The organism is Neisseria sp. HMSC078C12 (assembly GCF_001838065.1).
GTDB lineage: Bacteria > Pseudomonadota > Gammaproteobacteria > Burkholderiales > Neisseriaceae > Neisseria.
The window spans coordinates 22,593-42,131 of sequence record NZ_KV835622.1 but is presented as its reverse complement, the minus strand read 5'-3'; the positions used below and the strand labels follow the sequence as shown (position 1 = coordinate 42,131).

Genomic DNA, 19,539 nt, shown 5'->3' with positions numbered 1-19,539 from the left:
CATCAGTTAATGCATAAAAAATTTCTGATAATCATTAATGATTAATAAGACAGCAACCCGTTCAAACAAAACTTTGTAGTGTAATTAAAGGCCCCTGCAAACATCTACGCCGAGACCTTGTCTGTTTGATTTAATTATTTTTTAGAGTCTGTGCGGCGTCATACCTTCAGGCGCTTCCGCACCTTCCGGCAAACCGAAGGTTTCACGCAAAATCACTTTATAGAATTCAAAAGCTTCGCGCGCGCCTTGAATGGCTTCTGCCTCGGCTTCCGGAGTCAAGTTCAAAGCGTTCAGATGCTCAACAAAAGCGCGCCAGTGTTTGCCGCGGCCGTTCGGATGAGGAGCCAGGTGGCGTGCGCCGAATTCGCCGGTGTATTCGAGTTTTTGAGCGTGTTTGAACAAGAATGCCGCGCCCAAATTAGAACCTTCGGCGCAATACAGCCAGCCGATGGCTTTATTGCCGGTTTCGTGTGGCAATTCTTTGTCAAATTTGTAAGGCTCTTCGCCCAAGTCTTTCAAGTCTTGAGTCACGGCATCGTAACGCGCCATGTATTCAAGCTCTGGAATGGCTTTGTTCAATTCGGCATCTTTATAGATATGATCGACAGCCTTGTGGAAAACAGATTGAAGTTTCAAGAATTTGATGTAGTTTTCTTTGCTGGAAAAAGGCTGAACGGACATAACCAAGTTATCAACGCTGTCGTGCGTTGTCGTGGTTTGCTCTTTCAAGCGTTTGGCAAAAGTCAGCTCTTGGGTTTCACTCATGATGTTTCCTTTGAATAGGGGACAAACGGCTTCAGACGGCCTCTTTTGTTTTGAAATGCCGTCTTCTTTGAAAAAATCGTTTTAAAAATAAAGAATGTAACTTTTTAAATGCTTCCGGCTCAGTGTTGGCGTGCCTTTTGCAATTCAATAAGTCTCATCATTTTTTATAATTAGAATATATATCATTTTTATTTTAATGGCAATAAACTCAATTGGGTCTTATTAATAAAATCTAACGGCCCATAGCCAGCATCTTCTAAAACCTTTGCTGCCTTTTCAGACGGCCTTCTTATGAAGCAGCCGCCATTCAACTAAATATCTGCTAAATTTGGGCTATCCTGCTGTTTTCCTTTATAATGCGACACTCTTTGCACCTTCTTTATCCCCTGCCGAACCATGAAACGGATTCCTGCCTACCATCGCTGGTGGCGCTACAAGTCTTATCTTCCTGATGCGACGCTGCCTGCACATACGGTGGAATGCCCCGATTGCGGCTGCCGTATGGATATTCCGCGTCTGCGTCAGGGGCAGGAAGCGCATTGTCCGGTGTGCAACCATGAAATCGTGGAGGTGGAAAACAATCCGTATATCGCGCCGATCGCCTATGCGCTGACAACCTTGATTCTGATGGCGTTTGCGTACAATATGGTGTATATCCGGGTGGATTTGTTCGGCGTAACATCGATTTTGTCGCTGCCGCAAATGATGCGGCTTTTGATTTCGCTGGATTACGGTTTTCTGGCGGAAGTGATGTTTATCCTTACTTTCGGTGCGCCTTTATTGTTTTTACTGCTCTGCCTGTATGTTTATACGGCTTTGATACGCGAAAAGGCTTACCCTGCGCTGCGCTTTGCGACGCGTGTATTGGTGCGGCTGCGTCATTGGATTATGGTGGATGTGTTTTTCATTTCCACTTTGGTGGCGTATATCAAGCTCTCGTCCGTTGCTACAGTGGAATTCGGCTCAGCGTTTTATCTGATGTTTCCGTTGTCGGTCATGCTGATTCGGACTTCGGTATCGATTCCGCAGCATTGGGTTTATTATAAGATTCACCGTTTAACCGGCGGCCATGCGGTTCAGACGGCCTCTGAAGACAAAATCTGTTGCAGCCGCTGCCTGTATTTCCGCGATAAAAACGAGCAGCCTTGCGGCGTTTGCGGTGCGGACTTATACCGCCGCCGCCCGAAAAGCCTGAGCATTTCACTGGCGTTTTTAGTGGCGGCGTTTATCCTGTATTTCCCTGCCAACATCCTGCCGATTATGATTTCGTCCAACCCGACGGCTTTGGAGATCAATACGATTTTCAACGGCATTGTTTATATGTGGGACGACGGCGACCGGTTGATTGCGGTGATTATTTTCAGCGCCAGTATTATGGTGCCGGTATTGAAGATTATCGCGATGGCGGTTTTGATTTATTCCGCATACTTCAAGCCTGTAATGAGCGCGGACAAGATGTCGGTTTTGTATCGGATTACCGAATCCATCGGCCGCTGGTCGATGATTGATATTTTTGTGATTATTATTTTGATGAGTTCGTTCCACACCAATATGGCGCGTGTTGTGCCGGGCGGTGCGGCGGTTTATTTCTGCCTGGTCGTTATTTTGACCATGCTTTCGGCCTATTATTTCGATCCCCGTCTGATTTGGGACAAGCAACAGCAGCTTTCAGACGGCCTTGATTCTGAGCAGACCTTAAAACAATGAAAAAACACGATTCTTCACCTAATTATCACGCCCCGGCGCGTGTCAAGAAAACCAATGTCTTCACGTCTGTCGTGTGGCTGATTCCGCTGATTGCGCTGATTGCCGGCGGCTGGCTTTTGGTTAAAGACATCCGCAACCGAGGCCCTGTCGTTACGCTGTTGATGGACAGCGCCGAAGGTATCGAAGTCAACAACACCATTATTAAAGTGTTGAACGTCGATGTCGGACACGTTACCCGCATCAAACTGCGCGACGACCAAAAAGGCGTGGAAGTTACCGCCCAACTCAGCGCCGATGCCAAAGACCTTATCCGCAGCGATACCCAATTTTGGGTGGTCAAACCGCGTATCGACCAAAGCGGCGTTACCGGTTTGGGAACCTTGCTTTCCGGTTCATATATTGCATTTACACCTGGCAAAAGCCAAGAAACCAAAGATGTATTTGTCGTCCAAGACATTCCGCCGATTGCCGCCATCGGTCAAAGCGGCCTGCGCCTGAATTTGATCGGCAAAAACGACCGCATCCTCAACGTCAGCAGCCCTGTTTTGTATGAAAACTTTATGGTCGGCCAAGTAGAAAGCGCGCATTTCGACCCGTCCGACCAAAGCGTGCATTACACCATTTTCATCCAAAGCCCCAACGACAAACTGATTAATTCGGAAAGCCGTTTCTGGTTGGAGAGCGGCATCAATATCGAAACCACAGGCAGCGGCGTCAAACTCAACTCCGCTCCTCTGCCTGCCCTGCTGTCGGGCGCGATTTCGTTTGATTCGCCGAAAACCAAAAACAGTAAAAACGTCAAAAGCGAAGACAGCTTCACGCTTTATGACAGCCGCAGCGAAGTGGCCAATCTGCCTGATGACCGCTCGCTGTATTACACCGCATTCTTCAAACAATCCGTACGCGGCCTGACTGCCGGTTCGCCCGTCGAATACAAAGGCCTGAATGTCGGCGTGGTTTCCGACGTTCCCTATTTCGACCGCAACGACAGCCTGCATTTGTTTGAAAACGGCTGGATTCCCGTGCGCATCCGCATCGAGCCTTCCCGTTTGGAAATCAATGCCGACGAGCAAAGCAAAGAGCATTGGAAACAACAATTTCAGACGGCCTTAAACAAAGGCCTGACTGCCACCATCTCCAGCAACAACCTGCTGACCGGCAGCAAAATGATTGAGTTGAACGATCAGCCTTCTGCCTCGCCCAAGCTGCGACCGCATACCGTTTATGCCGGCGATACCGTTATCGCAACCCAAGGCGGTGGTTTGGACGATTTGCAGGCAAAAGTTGCCGATTTGTTAGACAAGTTCAACAACCTGCCATTGGATAAAACCGTTGCCGGCTTGAACGGCTCGCTTGCCGAGCTCAAGTCCACACTCAAATCTGCCAATGCCGCCCTAAGCTCTATTGACAAACTGGTCGGTAAACCGCAGACACAAAACATTCCGAACGAGCTGAACCAAACCCTGAAAGAGTTGCGTCAAACCCTGCAAGGCGTATCGCCGCAATCGCCCATCTACGGCGATGTACAAAATACGCTGCAAAGTTTGGACAAGACCCTCAGAGACGTTCAACCCGTGATTAATACTTTGAAAGAAAAACCCAATGCGCTGATTTTCAACAGCAGCAGCAAAGACCCCATCCCGAAAGGAAGCCGATAATGCGCCTCTTCCCGATTGCCGCCGCCCTGACGCTTGCCGCCTGCGGCACCGCGCAAAGCACACAATATTTCGTCCTGCCCGACAGCCAGTACATCCGCCCGGCTGCACACGGCAACGAAATCGCGGTCAAAGTCAACCTTGCCGAACCGCTTGCTAACGGCGGCCTCGTTTACCAAACCGACGCCTATCATGTGAATCTGGCGAAAAACCACCTTTGGGCAGCACCGCTCGATGGCGCGTTGGCGGCCAACCTCAGCAACAAGCTCAACCGCCTCAATCCGCGCCATACTTTCGTCCCTGCTTCACGCAGCCAAAGCAGCCAAACCCTGAAAGTCTATATCGAAGCCTTCCAAGGCAGCTATCAGGGGCAGACCACCATCAGCGGTTATGCACAATGGCCGGACGGACGCAGCAAACCGTTTAACGCCATCACGCCGCAACAAGGCGACGGCTATACCGCCATGCTTGAATCATTGGAAAACGGTTTGTCACAAGTTGCCGATACGATTGCCTATTAAACAAAAAGGCCGTCTGAACATTTTCAGACGGCCTTTTTATGTTTCAAACATTCATCACAATGCGCGGTCAAAATACAGAGCCACGCCGGATCGCTCGCTCATCGCCAGCAAATAATCCATCAATTTTTGCGGCCATTGAATACCCCGCACAACGGTCAGGTTGCGCAAAATAGGGAAAGTCAGGATATCTTCCAAACTGATTTCACCTCCCAAACCCTCGCCTTCACACACCAACGTTTCCAGTTCGGCCAAGTCTTGATGCAGACGCTCCAGATACTGCGCCGTTTTGTGCAGATTAGTCTCGAAATTGCCGATATTTTTCTCTTTTTTGTCGATATAGTATTGTTTCGCTTCATCGGTCTCAAATTCGGGCAGGCCGATTTTGACCATGCGCGGCTGTACCAATTTGTTATTGTATTCGCCCACTTTGTCCAACCAAGCCTGAACCTCAGGACGAACCTCTTCTTTCAGACGGCCTTGATCGATATAGCGGACAATATCCAAACTTTCACCCATAAACGAACCGTCTTCTTTTTGCAAAATCGGCACTTGTTTTGAGCCAATCATGCCAATCGGCGTAGCTTCGTCATCGTTCGCCAAAACAACCTCTTCCACCGCCACATCGCGCAAGCCGAAAATCATCCTTGCACGAACGCAAAACGGGCAATGGTCGTAAATATACAGTTTCATCAAAATACTCCTTAAAATTTCAAAACGGTTAACCATAACACCCAAGGCCGTCTGAAACAAGGCTTCCTGAAACATAGTGCCACCTTTGCATACAAATCTAGGGCTGTCGGCAATAAACTGTTACAATGGCAACGTTTTTATCAAAAAGAAAAAAACGCACGCCATGACCACTATTCGCCAAACGCCCCAAATATCGAGCGTAACGCTGGAAGGCCTCCTCGCATGGTTCGACGGCTATGTTGCCGCGCTGCCTGATCCCGATAAAAACCTGATTCAGACGGCCTTTGACCTGGCTAAAGAACATTATCCCGCCGATGCCCTAACGACTTACGGCGAGCCTTTAATGGAACATTTTCTCGGCTCGATGCAAATCGTCAGCGAACTCGACCTCTTGCCCGATGCCGTAGCCGCTACGATTTTGTCCGACATCGGCAAATACGTTCCCACTTGGCAAGAATTGGTTACCGAACGCTGCAACAGCACCGTTTGCGAGCTGGTCAAAGGCGTAGACGAAGTACAAAAACTGACCCAATTCGCACGCGTGGACAGCCTTGCCACGCCGGAAGAGCGAGCCCAACAAGCCGAAACCATGCGTAAAATGCTGTTGGCGATGGTTACCGACATCCGCGTCGTCCTGATCAAACTGGCGATGCGCACGCGCACCCTGCAATTCTTAAGCAACGTTCCCGACAATCCTGAAAAACGCGCCGTTGCCAAAGAAACCCTCGACATTTTTGCCCCGCTTGCCAACCGCTTGGGCGTGTGGCAACTCAAATGGCAGCTCGAAGATTTGGGCTTCCGCCATCAAGAGCCGGAAAAATACCGCGAAATCGCTCTGCTTTTGGACGAAAAGCGCACCGAACGCCTCGAATACATCGAAAACTTCCTCAATATCCTGCGTACGGAACTGAAAAAATACAATATTCATTTTGAAGTTGCCGGAAGACCGAAGCACATCTACTCCATTTACAAAAAAATGGTGAAGAAAAAGCTCACTTTCGATGGTTTATTCGACATCCGCGCCGTACGGATTTTGGTCGACACCGTTCCCGAGTGTTACACCACGCTGGGTATCGTCCACAGCCTCTGGCAGCCGATTCCGGGCGAGTTCGACGACTACATCGCCAACCCGAAAGGCAACGGCTATAAAAGTTTGCACACCGTCATCGTCGGCCCAGAAGACAAAGGTGTGGAAGTCCAAATCCGCACCTTCGACATGCACCAATTCAACGAATTCGGTGTCGCCGCCCACTGGCGTTATAAAGAAGGCGGCAAGGGCGATTCCGCCTACGAACAGAAAATTGCCTGGTTGCGCCAACTCTTGGACTGGCGCGAAAACATGGCCGAAAGCGGCAAGGAAGACCTCGCCGCCGCCTTCAAAACTGAACTTTTCAACGACACGATTTACGTTTTGACCCCGCACGGCAAAGTCCTTTCCCTGCCTACGGGCGCGACCCCCATCGACTTTGCCTACGCCCTGCACAGCAGCGTGGGTGACCGTTGCCGCGGTGCAAAAGTTGAAGGACAAATCGTGCCGCTGTCCACGCCTTTGGAAAACGGACAACGCGTTGAAATCATTACTGCAAAAGAAGGCAATCCTTCCGTCAACTGGCTCTACGAAGGCTGGGTCAAATCCAACCGCGCCATCAGCAAAATCCGTGCCTTCATCCGCCAGCAAAATGCGGATACCGTGCGCGAAACAGGCCGGGCCCAGCTGGACAAACAGTTGTCAAAAATCTTCCCCAAACCCAATCTGCAAGCATTGGCGGAAAAACTCGGCTTCAAAAAAACCGACGAACTCTATACGGCCATCGGTCAGGGCGAGATTTCCAACCGCGCCATCAGTAAGGCCTGCGGCGCTTTGATCGAACCGGCTCCGGTACCGGTTGACGAGACCAATATCGTCAAACAGTCCAAAATCAAAAAAGGCGGCAAAAACGGCATTCTGATTGACGGTGAAGACGGCCTGATGACCACGCTTGCCAAATGCTGTAAACCCGCGCCGCCCGACGATATTGTGGGCTTTGTTACCCGCGACCGCGGCATTTCCGTCCACCGCTGCACCTGCCCTTCTTTCCGCCACCTTGCCGAGCAGGCTCCGGAAAAAGTGTTGAATGCAAGCTGGGCAGCCCTGCAGGAAGGACAAGTGTTTGCCGTCGATGTCGAAATCCGCGCCCAAGACCGCTCCGGTTTGCTGCGCGACGTTTCGGATGCGCTGGCACGGCACAAGCTCAACGTTACCGCGGTGCAAACCCAATCACGCGATTTGGAAGCCAGCATGCGCTTTACCCTTGAAGTCCGCCAAGTCAACGACCTGCCGCGCGTATTAGCCAGTCTGGGCGACATCAAAGGCGTTTTAAGTGTAACGCGCTTATAATTCCCATTCCCCCATCTAAAGGCCGTCTGAAAGTATTGCTTTCAGACGGCCTTTCACACATCGGCTGCCAATATATAACCTACGCTTCTATCCTTACAATCAGCCGTTATTTCCTGTCCGCCATATTCTCAGGCAAACTCGCCATCCGCATGATAAAGAAAGATATTTTTATTCTTATATTAACCTTAAGGAAACTTCATGGATACACGAGACCTGTTCCCTCATGAAATTTTGCAGGACGCCATCGGCAAGAGTTGTGCCAAATCTGAATTCAGCATCAAGATGTTGGTGATTTTGAGTTTCTTGGGCGGCGGTTATGTCGGCTTCGGCTATCTTGCCTGCCTGCGCGTCATCAGCGGCATTCCTGCCGAATGGAACGGTCTGGCCGCCCTGTTGGGCGCATCCGTGTTCCCTATCGCACTGATTTGTATCTTAATCGGCGGCGGCGAGTTGGCAACAGGCAATATGATGATTATGGCCTTGGGTAAGCTGACCGGCCGCGTCAGCACCCACAAACTGGTGCGCAACTGGCTGATTGTCAGCTTGGGCAATCTGGCAGGCGCCGTAGCCATGGCCTATTTCCTCGGCCACTACGTCGGCCTTGCCGAAGGACCGGCCACAGCGAAAACCATTGCCATTGCCGAAGCCAAAGTCAATATGGACTTCGGCCGCGCATTCGTTTCCGCCATCGCATGTAACTGGATGGTGTGTATGGGCATCTGGTTTTACTTCGGCGCACGCCATACTTCAGGACGAATCTTGGCCATGTGGTTCCCGGTTATGATCTTCGTATTAATCGGCTTTCAACACTTTGTTGCCAATATGTTCATCATTCCGGCCGGCATTTGGGCGGGCGCAAACGTCAGCTGGGGTCAATTTTTCTACAACATGATTCCCGTTTTCTTAGGCAACGTCCTGGGCGGATCATCCTTTGTTGCAGCCTCTTATCTCTTTGCTTACAAACACTTATTAAAAGACGATTTTTCTATTTAATGTAGTCTTTTTTTCTAAAAACCCCGTATCTGCCCGACACAGATACGGGGTTTCTGCATAGGGCCGTCTGAAAGCCCAAGTCGTTTAATTACTTTTTCTCTTTAATCCCCAAAAAACATCAGGAAAGATAGTTTCACACACTTTCCTTCGTCATCATCGGTAAAAATTTATATATTTTTATGTTTTTAAATGACTTAGCCAAAAGGCGGCATCAATTTCGAATAAAGGCTGAGTTCTTCGCTTTGCAAAAGCGACTTTTTACGGTATGCTGGTTTAAATTATTTACAATTTAATGCATTAAGATTTCGTATTTTATTGTATTTGAAAATAATTTATCCTGTCTCTCTCGCAAAAAACAGGATTTTTAAGCTGTATTTTTATTAGAAAAAAGTTTGGGTATGAATTGCTTGCAATTTCAAACCCGTTTTAAAAGTTAGATGAGGAATAAGTACATGAATCCCATGTATATCACTTTCGCGATCTATTTGGTCGCCGTATTACTGATCGGCCTTGCCGCCTATTTTTCAACCCGCAACTTCGACGACTACATCCTCGGCGGCCGTAGCTTGGGCCCGTTCGTGACTGCGATGTCTGCCGGTGCTTCCGATATGTCAGGTTGGCTCTTGATGGGTTTGCCCGGTGCCATTTACCTGAGTGGTTTGAATGAAGCTTGGATTGCCATTGGTCTGATTGTAGGCGCATACTTCAACTGGCTTTTGGTTGCAGGCCGTCTGCGCGTGCATACCGAATACGCCAACAACGCACTGACGCTGCCTGACTACTTCTTCCACCGCTTCGGTGCCGGCGGTCACTTGATGAAAGTGGTTTCCGCACTGATTATCTTGTTCTTCTTCACTATTTACTGTGCTTCAGGCATCGTGGCCGGTGCTACCCTGTTCCAAAGCCTGTTCCACGGTATGTCTTACACTCAAGCCATGTGGCTGGGTGCCGGCGCAACCATCGCCTATACCTTCTTGGGTGGTTTCTTGGCCGTAAGCTGGACCGATACCCTGCAGGCTTCTTTGATGATTTTTGCATTGATCCTGACCCCTGTAATGGTGTACTTGGGCTTGGGCGGTGCAGATCAAATGAATGCCGCTATGCAACAAGTCGCTGCCTCTACCGGTAAAGAATACGGCAGCCTATTTGCTGGTACGACCGTCATCGGCATTATCTCCACCGCGGCTTGGGGCTTAGGCTATTTCGGCCAACCGCACATCTTGGCTCGCTTCATGGCTGCCGAAAGTGCCAAATCCTTGGTTTCCGCACGCCGCATCGGTATGACTTGGATGATTCTGTGTATGGCCGGTGCCGTGGCTGTCGGCTACTTCGGTATCGCTTACTTCGGTGCCAACCCTGCCCACGTTGATGAAATGAACGGCAACCACGAACGCATCTTCATCGCTTTGGCCACCCTGCTTTTCAACCCTTGGATTGCCGGTATCATCTTAAGCGCGATTCTCGCCGCCGTAATGTCCACCCTGTCTTGCCAATTGTTGGTTTGCTCCAGCGCGATTACCGAAGACTTCTACAAAGGCTTCCTGCGTAAAAAAGCACAACAAGCCGAGTTGGTATGGATTGGCCGTCTGATGGTTTTGGCAATTGCCGTGATTTCCATCCTGATTGCTTCTGACCCTAACAGCAAAGTATTGGGCTTGGTGGCTTACGCATGGGCAGGTTTTGGTGCCGCATTCGGCCCGGTTGTTATCCTGTCTGTACTGTGGAAACGCATTACTGCCTACGGCGCACTCTCCGGCATGATTGCAGGTGCGCTGACTGTAGTGGTTTGGGCCGAATGGATCAAAAAACCTGCTTTGGCCGCACAAGAAACAGGTTTCTCTACTGTCTATGAAATCGTTCCAGGCTTTATCATTTGCACGCTCGTGATTGTTTTGGTGTCCCTGATCGACAAAAAACCTTCACGTGAATTGCAAGAACGCTTTGAAAAAGCAGACGCAGAATACCGCGCCTCTAAATAAGGTGTTTTCAGACGGCCTGCATGATTCCGTGCAGGCCGTTTTTACGACATAAACTGTCTCAAAATAATCTGATACTTATCAGAAAAAACAGCAATTTATGCGGATGCATCTTGTATCCGCATCATAAATTTATTACGATATTACTATCCTTCAGAATACCTGTTTTAGCAATCCTATCCAGGCCGTCTGAAATCATGAAAAAACCTCTGGAGAACTTAAATAATGTTTAACTTTGCTTTTCCAACACAAACTCCTCTGCGCCAAGCGATAACCGATGCCTACCGCCGCGATGAAATCGAAGCCGTACAGGATATGTTGCAACGTGCACAGATGACCGACGAAGAGCGCAATGCCGCTTCCGAGCTTGCCCGTCGTTTGGTTACCCAAGTCCGTGCCAGCCGTACCAAAGCCAGCGGTGTAGATGCCTTGATGCATGAGTTTTCCCTCTCCAGTGAAGAAGGTGTTGCACTGATGTGTCTGGCCGAAGCCCTGCTGCGTATTCCGGACAATGCCACCCGTGACCGCCTGATTGCCGACAAAATCTCTGAAGGCAACTGGAAAAGCCACTTGAACAATAGCCCTTCCCTCTTCGTTAACGCGGCCGCATGGGGTCTGCTGATTACCGGCAAACTGACCGCGACAAACGACAAACAGATGAGTTCCGCATTGAGCCGTCTGATCAGCAAAGGCGGCGCGCCTCTGATCCGTCAAGGCGTTAACTACGCCATGCGCCTGCTGGGCAAACAGTTCGTCACCGGTCAAACCATTGAAGAAGCGCTGCAAAACGGTAAAGAGCGCGAAAAAATGGGTTACCGCTTCTCCTTCGATATGTTGGGCGAAGCCGCATACACCGAAGAAGATGCCAACCGCTACTACAACGACTACGTCCAAGCCATTCACGCCATCGGTAAAGATGCCGCAGGTCAAGGTGTTTACGAAGGCAACGGTATCTCCGTCAAACTTTCCGCCATCCACCCACGCTACTCACGCGCCCAACACGAACGCGTGATGAGCGAACTGCTGCCGCGCCTGAAAGAATTGTTCCTTTTGGGTAAAAAATACGATATCGGTATCAACATCGATGCCGAAGAAGCCAACCGTCTCGAATTGTCTTTGGACTTGATGGAAGCTTTGGTTTCCGATCCTGACTTGTCCGGCTACAAAGGTATCGGTTTCGTTGTTCAAGCCTACCAAAAACGTTGCCCGTTCGTTATCGACTACCTGATCGACCTGGCCCGTCGCAACAACCAAAAACTGATGATCCGTTTGGTTAAAGGCGCATACTGGGACAGCGAAGTGAAATGGGCCCAAGTAGACGGCATGGACGGCTACCCGACTTACACCCGTAAAGTCCACACCGACATCTCCTACCTTGCCTGCGCACGCAAACTCTTGGATGCGCAAGATGCCGTGTTCCCACAATTTGCCACACACAACGCCTACACCTTGGGCGCAATCTACCAAATGGGTAAAGGCAAAGACTTCGAACACCAATGTCTGCACGGCATGGGCGAAACCCTGTACGACCAAGTGGTCGGCCCGCAAAACTTAGGCCGCCGCGTACGCGTGTATGCCCCGGTCGGCACACACGAAACCCTGCTTGCCTACTTGGTACGCCGCCTGTTGGAAAACGGTGCGAACTCTTCTTTCGTGAACCAAATTGTTGACGAAAACATCAGCATCGACCGCTTGATTAAGAGCCCGTTCGACACCATCGCCGAACAAGGCATCCACCTGCATCCGGCCTTGCCTCTGCCGCGCGATTTGTATGGCAAAGGCCGTCTGAACTCCCAAGGCGTCGATTTCAGCAACGAAAACGTATTGCAAAACCTGCAAGAAAAACTCAACCAAGCTTCTTCCGAAGACTTCCACGCTGCATCTATCGTCAATGGCGAAGCGCGTAACGTGGGCGAAGCGCAACCCGTCCGCAACCCTGCAGACCACAACGATGTTGTCGGCACTGTCAGCTTTGCCGATGCAGCATTGGCTCAAGAAGCTATTGGTGCAGCCGTTGCCGCACTGCCGGAGTGGAGCGCCAAACCTGCTTCAGAACGCGCCGACTGCCTGCGCCGTTTTGCCGATTTGTTGGAACAACACACGCCTGCATTGATGATGCTGGCCGTCCGCGAAGCCGGTAAAACCCTGAACAACGCCGTTGCCGAAGTACGCGAAGCCGTTGACTTCTGCCGCTACTATGCCAACGAAGCTGAAAACACCCTGCCTAAAGATGCCAAAGCCGTCGGCGCAATCGTTGCCATCAGCCCATGGAACTTCCCATTGGCCATCTTTACCGGCGAAGTCGTTTCCGCCCTGGCTGCTGGTAACACCGTTATCGCCAAACCTGCCGAACAAACCAGCCTGATTGCCACTTACGCAGTTTCCCTGATGCATCAAGCCGGTATTCCGACTTCTGCGCTGCAACTCGTACTCGGCGCAGGCGATGTCGGCTCTGCCCTGACCGGCGATGCCCGCATCGGCGGCGTGATCTTCACCGGTTCTACCGAAGTGGCGCGCCTGATCAACAAAGCCCTGTCCAAACGCGACGACAGCCCTGTCCTGATTGCCGAAACCGGCGGTCAAAACGCGATGATCGTGGACTCTACCGCCCTGCCGGAACAAGTCTGCCTCGACGTATTGAACTCTGCCTTCGACAGCGCGGGCCAACGTTGTTCCGCCCTGCGTATCTTGTGTGTTCAAGAAGATGTTGCCGATAAAATGATCAACATCATCAAAGGCGCAATGGACGAGCTGGTTGTCGGCAAACCGATCCAACTGACCACAGACATCGGCCCTGTCATCGATGCTGAAGCCCAACAAAACCTGTTGGCCCACATCAACAAAATGAAAGGCGTAGCAAAGGCTTACCACGAAATCAAAACTGCCGCCGACGTTGATGACAGCAACTCTACCTTCGTTCGTCCAATCCTGTTTGAATTGAACAACCTGAACGAGTTGCAACGCGAAGTGTTCGGCCCTGTACTGCACGTTGTCCGCTACCGCGCCAGCGAATTGGATCAACTCATCGACCAAATCAACGCCAAAGGCTATGCTCTGACCAGCGGTGTACACAGCCGTATCGAAGGCACTGTCGACCACATCCGCGACCGCATCGAAGCCGGTAACATCTATGTTAACCGCAACATCGTCGGTGCCGTTGTCGGCGTACAACCTTTCGGCGGTCACGGCTTGTCCGGTACCGGTCCAAAAGCAGGCGGTTCATTCTATCTGCAACGCCTGGTACGTACTCCTGAATGGGTTGCCCCAACCCTCAGCCGCATCGGTCAAGCAGACGAAGACGCGCTCAAACGTTTGGAAACCCTGGTTCACAAACTGCCGTTTAACGCCGAAGAGAAAAAAGCCGCAGCCGCAGCTTTGGGTCACGCACGCGTCCGTACCCTGCGCAAAGCCGAAACCGTATTGGTCGGCCCGACCGGCGAACGCAACTCATTGAGCTGGCGCTCTCCGAAACGCGTTTGGGTACATGGCGGCAATCTGCTGCAAGCCTTCTCTGCCCTGACCGAGCTGGCAGCCGCAGGCATACAAACCGTTGTTGAGCCTAACAGCCCATTGGCTTCCTACTCAGCCGATTTGGACGGTTTGTTGCAAGTCAACAGCAAACCTGAAAACGCAGGCATCAGCCATGTTGCCGCTATCGAGCCTTTGAGCAGCGAGCGCAAACAAGAGTTGGCCGGCCGCGACGGTGCGCTCATCCGCATCCTGCCTTCTGAACAAGGTCTGGACATTCTGCAAGTATTTGAAGAAATCTCTTGCAGTATCAATACTACCGCTGCCGGTGGTAATGCCAGCCTGATGGCAGTTGCCGACTAATCGTAGCCAAATCAAAGGCCGTCTGAAATTCAGACGGCCTTTTTTTATCTGTTTTTATTTACAGTTTTGCCGGATATTCGCACAAATCATTAATCAAACATTTGCTGCATTGCGGTTTCAAAGCCTTACATGTATAACGGCCGTGCAAAATCAACCAATGATGGGCATCCATCAAAAATTCTTTGGGAATAAAGCGCATCAGCTTGTCTTCAACTTCACGCACATCCTTGCCCGGCGCGATTTTGGTGCGGTTGGCCACACGGAAAATATGGGTATCGACCGCCATAACAGGTTGCCCGAATGCAGTATTCAATACCACGTTGGCGGTTTTCCGGCCGACACCGGGCAAAGATTCCAAAGCCTCGCGGTCGGCAGGCACTTCGCCGTTGTATTTCTCCAGCAAAATACGGCAAGTCTGCATGATGTGTTTGGATTTGGTTTTGTAGAGGCCTATGGTTTTGGTGTATTCCATCACGCCGTCCAGCCCCAAATCCAACATGGCTTGCGGTGTATTGGCAACGGGAAAGAGCTTGGCAGTCGCTTTGTTCACGCCGACATCAGTCGCCTGCGCAGACAATAAAACAGCGATGAGCAGCTCAAACGGCGAACTGAAATTCAACTCGGTAGTCGGATGCGGATTGGCAGCGCGGAAACGCTCGAAAATTTCTTGGCGGATTTGTTTGTTCATGGTTGGAATTGTTTTTATATGGCGCGGCAATTATATCCGATGGGGCTGCTTCAAACAAAGCAGGCCGTCTGAAACGCATTCAGACGGCCTGATGATCAAACAGCCTACTGTTTATTTTTTACTCAAAGTCAGCCCTGTCCAGCCAAACACCAGCGTCAGAGCCAAACTCAAGTAGCAGAAGAAGGCATAAGGCAGGTATTCCCAAACAGGCACGCCCAAGGCATGGCTGATGAATACGCCGCAGACGCTCCAAGGCACCAACGGGTTGATGACCGTACCCGCATCTTCCAGCGTACGGGCAAGGTTGCGCGAATGCAGGCCAAGTTTGTCATAAACCGGCTTAAAGGTTTCACCGGAAAGCAGAATACTCAAATATTGCTCGCCAATCAGGAAGTTAACGCCGACCGATGTCATGGCCACGCTGAAAGTAGCGCGTCCGGCATTGGTCAGGAACGCACGAATGGCTTCCAACAAAGACGGAATCACACCAATGCTGAACAACAGGCCGCCCAAGCTCATGCCGAGTATCACGATGGTTTGCGTAAAGAACATGCTTTCCAAGCCGCCGCGCGAAATCAATCGGGCAATATCTTTAAATGCTTCGCCTTCGAGTTTGTATCCGCTGTAAAACCACGCGCCCAGCTGTTTCAAATCAGGCGCACTGTGGAAGTAAGTGACAATCAGCGCCACCACAACGGTAAACAACATGGCCACAATGGCATTGACGCGCATCAGGGCGAGGATAACCAATAAAGCAAACGGAATCAGCGAGTAAGCATGCACCAAACCGGTTGCTTCCAATTGCGCGCGGAAAGCTTCGACGCTGTTCATGTCATGCGCGGCAACATTGGGTAAAAGCCACAACATCAACGCCGCACTGATCAACCACGCAGGCACAGTGGTGTACATCATGTTTTTGATATGTTCGAACAAATCAATGCCGACAATCGAAGCGGAAATACCGGTCGTATCGGAAAGCGGCGACATTTTATCGCCGAAGAACGCACCCGACACAATCGCACCTGCCGTCATCGCCATATCGGCATGAAACGCAGCCGCCATCCCCATAAAGGCCACGCCGACAGTCGCACAAGTCGTCAAACTACTGCCGATGGAAATACCGATGACCGAGCAAAGCGCAAACGCCGAAAAATAAAAATAAGTCGGCGAAATCAATCCGAAACCGTAATACATCAGCGTCGGAATCGCACCGCTCATCATCAGCGCGCTGACCATCAGACCGATAAAGAAAAACAGATAAATCGCGCCCATGCCCTGCCCGACCGCGCCGATCATACCGTTTTGCATGTCTTGATATTTCAAGCCGCGCATCAAACCGTACAAAAGCAAGACCACGATCGCCGTCACAATCGACATATGCGGCAGCCATTCAAGCGAAATAATCGTATAACCCATTGCCGCCACCAAAGCCAAGGCCACCGCAATGGCCTCGAAACGCGGCATATTGAGTAAGGATTTGAAAGCAAACATTGTTCTTTGCCTTTTTAATAAGTATTTAACAGATTTTAGCATAACAGGCCGTCTGAAAAACCGGTTTCAGACGGCCTGCTGATTATTTTACGAAAACAACGCTCACAAATCCTTGCCATTTTCTTTAAAATAAACGAATTATTTAGAATAAAATATTTTTTAATTAAAATAAATGGTGTTTTATTGCTTTTTAAAATATCCATCATGCAAAAATGCCACCACCTGTCCGGCAGTTTTGCGGTTGAACAGCATACCGCTATGGCTGACCGGCAAAACGACATGATCGCGCATATTCGGACAATGCGTTTCGCTGACCAAAACCGTACCATCATGTTCGCCGTGCAAACCTAAAACACGGCCCAGTCCATACGGTTTGTTACCGGCGATACTGCCCAGCTCAATACCGACAGGCAACTCAGGCATACTGCCGTCCAACGCCCCTTTGTAAGAGCCGCCCAATACCGGCTTTTGCAAACCCAAATTGAGCACACGTTGCGCAGCCCGGCTGCCTTGGTGCGGCGTACCCATGGTAACGATACGGCCACTGACTTTTTCCGGATATGCCGCCGCAAAATTGAGTAAAACCAAACCGCCCAAACTGTGGCCGACAAAGTGCAGCGTTTCATCAGCATGGTTCTCATCAATCCATCGCGCCAAGTCCTCAACATGCCGATTCATCGAGTGCAACACACTGCAATAATCGAACAGCGCAACTTCAAAACCTTCTTGTTCCAGCAAATACGCCAGCGGTCTCATGACCCACGAATGCATATGCAAGCCATGCAGCAAAATGATTTTGGCCATTTTTTCCTCCTGTCATTTAAATCATTATGCCACAAAGTCAAAAGGCCGTCTGAAATCCCATAAGGTTTCAGACGGCCTGTTATCATGATAAATTATTCGTCAGCTTTGTAGCCTTTTATAGCAAAGAAGACGATATAAACATAACAAATCGCTGATACAACGAAAGAAATCATCAAGCCGTAAGTATCCGCTGCCCAACCTTGTACCACAGGCACAACCGCACCACCGACAATCGCAGTACACAACACGCCGGAAGCGCTGCTGGTAAATCGACCCAGACCTTTGGTTGCCAAAGAGAAAATGGTCGGGAACATGATGGAATTGAAGAAGCCGATGGCCAACAATGCCCACATCGCAATATCCGCACTGGCTTTACCTGCCAACATAGCAACGCCCAACAAGGCAACAGCAGCAGTAGCGTTAAATGCCAAATAGCGGTTAGGCGCAATTTTCGCCATGATGGCAGAGCCTAAGAAACGGCCGACCATTGCACCGCCCCAGTAGAACGACAGATATTTTGCGGCAGATGCGTGGTCCAAACCTTTCAGATAGCCCAACACGCTGACCAATAAAGAACCGATGGATACTTCCGCACCGACATAACAGAAAATACCGGCCGCACCAAAAACCAAATGACGGTATTGCCAAACACTGTGTTTGCCATCATGGTTATGTTCGCTCTCTTCTTCGGCAATTTTACGCGCATCAGGCAAACGAATCATTTTGACAAACACAGCCAAAATAATCAGCAAACCGGCCAACCCTAAATACGGAATTTGAACGGAAGAAATTTGCTCGGCTTTGCTGACAGTTTGTGTTGCATCAGCCAAAATCAGGAATGCACCGATTTGCGGAGCAATGGTCGTACCCAAAGAGTTAAATGCCTGAACCAAAGTCAGTGTTGCAGATTCTTTACCCGGTTTGGACAGCAAAGTCACATAAGGGTTACCCGCTACTTGCAACAGGGTTACACCTGAAGCCAAAATAAACAATGCACCCAAAAAAGTTGCATAAGAATGACTGCCGGCAGCAGGATAGAAGAGCAGACAGCCGATGGCAGTCAATACGAAGCCGCTAATCACGCCGTTTTTATAGCCGATTTTGCCGACCAAATAGCCCATCGGAATCGACATAATCGCATAAGCGGTAAAGAAACAGAATTGAATCAGCATTGCCTGAACATAAGTCAGGTCGAAAATATCTTTCAAATGCGGAATCAAAATATCGTTCATGCAGGTAATGAAACCCATCATGAAAAAGAGTGTGGTTAGGACAACCAGCGCAGGAGTATGATTTTGTTGTGAATGCGCAGACATGATTTGCCTTTCGTTTTGTTAAGATTTGCTGGAAAAATGAGCTTAAATCAGTTCATTAAACTTAACACCCATTAACAGCCGCCCGTATCATACTGATAATCCGTCACTCTGAAAACTATTTTCCAACAGCCGACCACATTATCCTTCAACCGTTTAATTTTAAAAAATTCAACAATATTGGATTTATCTTTTAATAGATTAAAAAATAAAGGCATAATCCTCTTATTAAGCCTGTTATTTCTTTTTTACAATACTCATTGATATAACTCAAAATATGCCCCTTCTTTACGCTTACCTTGGCCTGATTGCCTCTGCCTTTACTTCTGCCACACTACTTCCGGGTACATCCGAGGCGGTATACGCCGCATTTGTGTACAAATACCCGCAACACGCCCTCGGCGCATGTTTGTGTGCCGGGTTGGCGAATGGCTTGGGCAGTATGGTCTCGTATTACATGGGCAGGATGTTTCCGGCCAAGAAAAGGCCGTCTGAAAAAATATTGGAGCGTATACAAAGATGGGGAATTTGGCCGCTATTGTTCGCATGGTTGCCGATTATCGGCGATGCCCTCCCCCTTGCCGCAGGCTGGCTCAGGCTTAATGCTTTGCATTGCGCCATTATTCTGATTGCAGGCAAACTGCTGCGCTATGCGATGATTTATTGGGGGATGAACGCAGTTGTCGGATAAGCTGACAAGTCAAAAATAAAGGCCGTCTGAACGATTC

14 protein-coding genes are annotated in these 19,539 nt (G+C 49.9%); 8 read left to right on the top strand and 6 right to left on the bottom strand.

The annotated features are described in order from the left end of the window. Window positions 1-141: 141 nt before the first annotated feature. Window positions 142-765, bottom strand: coding sequence for a biliverdin-producing heme oxygenase (locus tag HMPREF2596_RS10445; RefSeq protein WP_049329094.1), 624 nt, complete (start codon window positions 763-765; stop codon window positions 142-144). Window positions 766-1,161: 396 nt separating this feature from the next. Here HMPREF2596_RS10445 and HMPREF2596_RS10440 point away from each other — a divergent pair, with 396 nt between their 5' ends. The 3 genes from HMPREF2596_RS10440 to HMPREF2596_RS10430 are packed head-to-tail and all read left to right on the top strand — an operon-like array spanning window position 1,162 to window position 4,648. Beyond that, window positions 1,162-2,472, top strand: a complete 1,311-nt coding sequence (locus tag HMPREF2596_RS10440) for a paraquat-inducible protein A (RefSeq protein ID WP_083325025.1) — start codon at window positions 1,162-1,164, stop codon at window positions 2,470-2,472. Next, complete coding sequence (pqiB, locus tag HMPREF2596_RS10435; RefSeq protein WP_070850984.1) at window positions 2,469-4,130, top strand: intermembrane transport protein PqiB; 1,662 nt, start codon at window positions 2,469-2,471, stop codon at window positions 4,128-4,130. Before HMPREF2596_RS10440 ends, pqiB begins: the two co-directional genes overlap by 4 nt. Continuing rightward, window positions 4,130-4,648: a PqiC family protein gene (locus tag HMPREF2596_RS10430; protein WP_070850983.1), complete on the top strand. Its 519-nt coding sequence runs from the start codon at window positions 4,130-4,132 to the stop codon at window positions 4,646-4,648. The genes pqiB and HMPREF2596_RS10430 overlap by 1 nt, the downstream gene beginning before the upstream one ends. A gap of 54 nt (window positions 4,649-4,702) precedes the next feature. Here the strand turns inward: HMPREF2596_RS10430 and grxB are convergent, their stop codons facing one another. Further along, window positions 4,703-5,413, bottom strand: a complete 711-nt coding sequence (gene grxB, locus HMPREF2596_RS10425) for a glutaredoxin 2 (protein WP_070850982.1) — start codon at window positions 5,411-5,413, stop codon at window positions 4,703-4,705. Between the two features lie 88 nt (window positions 5,414-5,501). Between grxB and HMPREF2596_RS10420 the strand changes: the two genes are divergently transcribed. The 4 genes from HMPREF2596_RS10420 to putA all read left to right on the top strand — a co-directional run bounded on the left by HMPREF2596_RS10420 (window position 5,502) and on the right by putA (window position 14,515). Then, window positions 5,502-7,715, top strand: a complete 2,214-nt coding sequence (locus tag HMPREF2596_RS10420; protein WP_070850981.1) for a RelA/SpoT family protein — start codon at window positions 5,502-5,504, stop codon at window positions 7,713-7,715. 198 nt (window positions 7,716-7,913) lie between these two features. Then, window positions 7,914-8,708 carry a formate/nitrite transporter family protein gene (locus HMPREF2596_RS10415; protein ID WP_049323149.1) on the top strand — a complete coding sequence of 265 codons (795 nt, stop codon included), beginning with the start codon at window positions 7,914-7,916 and terminating at the stop codon, window positions 8,706-8,708. Window positions 8,709-9,160: 452 nt separating this feature from the next. Continuing rightward, complete coding sequence (gene putP, locus HMPREF2596_RS10410) at window positions 9,161-10,687, top strand: sodium/proline symporter PutP (RefSeq protein WP_070850980.1); 1,527 nt, start codon at window positions 9,161-9,163, stop codon at window positions 10,685-10,687. Window positions 10,688-10,909: 222 nt separating this feature from the next. Beyond that, entirely contained in the window at window positions 10,910-14,515 is a 3,606-nt protein-coding gene (gene putA, locus HMPREF2596_RS10405; protein ID WP_070850979.1) for a bifunctional proline dehydrogenase/L-glutamate gamma-semialdehyde dehydrogenase PutA, read from the top strand. A gap of 58 nt (window positions 14,516-14,573) precedes the next feature. Here the strand turns inward: putA and nth are convergent, their stop codons facing one another. The 4 genes from nth to HMPREF2596_RS10385 form a co-directional block, all read right to left on the bottom strand. After that, on the bottom strand, window positions 14,574-15,203 hold the full coding sequence (gene nth / locus HMPREF2596_RS10400) for an endonuclease III (protein WP_003747538.1): 630 nt from the start codon (window positions 15,201-15,203) through the stop codon (window positions 14,574-14,576). 111 nt (window positions 15,204-15,314) lie between these two features. After that, entirely contained in the window at window positions 15,315-16,694 is a 1,380-nt protein-coding gene (nhaC, locus tag HMPREF2596_RS10395; protein ID WP_070850978.1) for a Na+/H+ antiporter NhaC, read from the bottom strand. A gap of 180 nt (window positions 16,695-16,874) precedes the next feature. Further along, window positions 16,875-17,498: an alpha/beta fold hydrolase gene (locus HMPREF2596_RS10390; RefSeq protein ID WP_070850977.1), complete on the bottom strand. Its 624-nt coding sequence runs from the start codon at window positions 17,496-17,498 to the stop codon at window positions 16,875-16,877. 92 nt (window positions 17,499-17,590) lie between these two features. Next, window positions 17,591-18,814, bottom strand: coding sequence for a sugar MFS transporter (locus tag HMPREF2596_RS10385; RefSeq protein ID WP_070850976.1), 1,224 nt, complete (start codon window positions 18,812-18,814; stop codon window positions 17,591-17,593). 274 nt (window positions 18,815-19,088) lie between these two features. Between HMPREF2596_RS10385 and HMPREF2596_RS10380 the strand changes: the two genes are divergently transcribed. Then, window positions 19,089-19,502, top strand: coding sequence for a YqaA family protein (locus tag HMPREF2596_RS10380; protein WP_070850975.1), 414 nt, complete (start codon window positions 19,089-19,091; stop codon window positions 19,500-19,502). The last annotated feature ends 37 nt before the right edge of the window (window positions 19,503-19,539 follow it).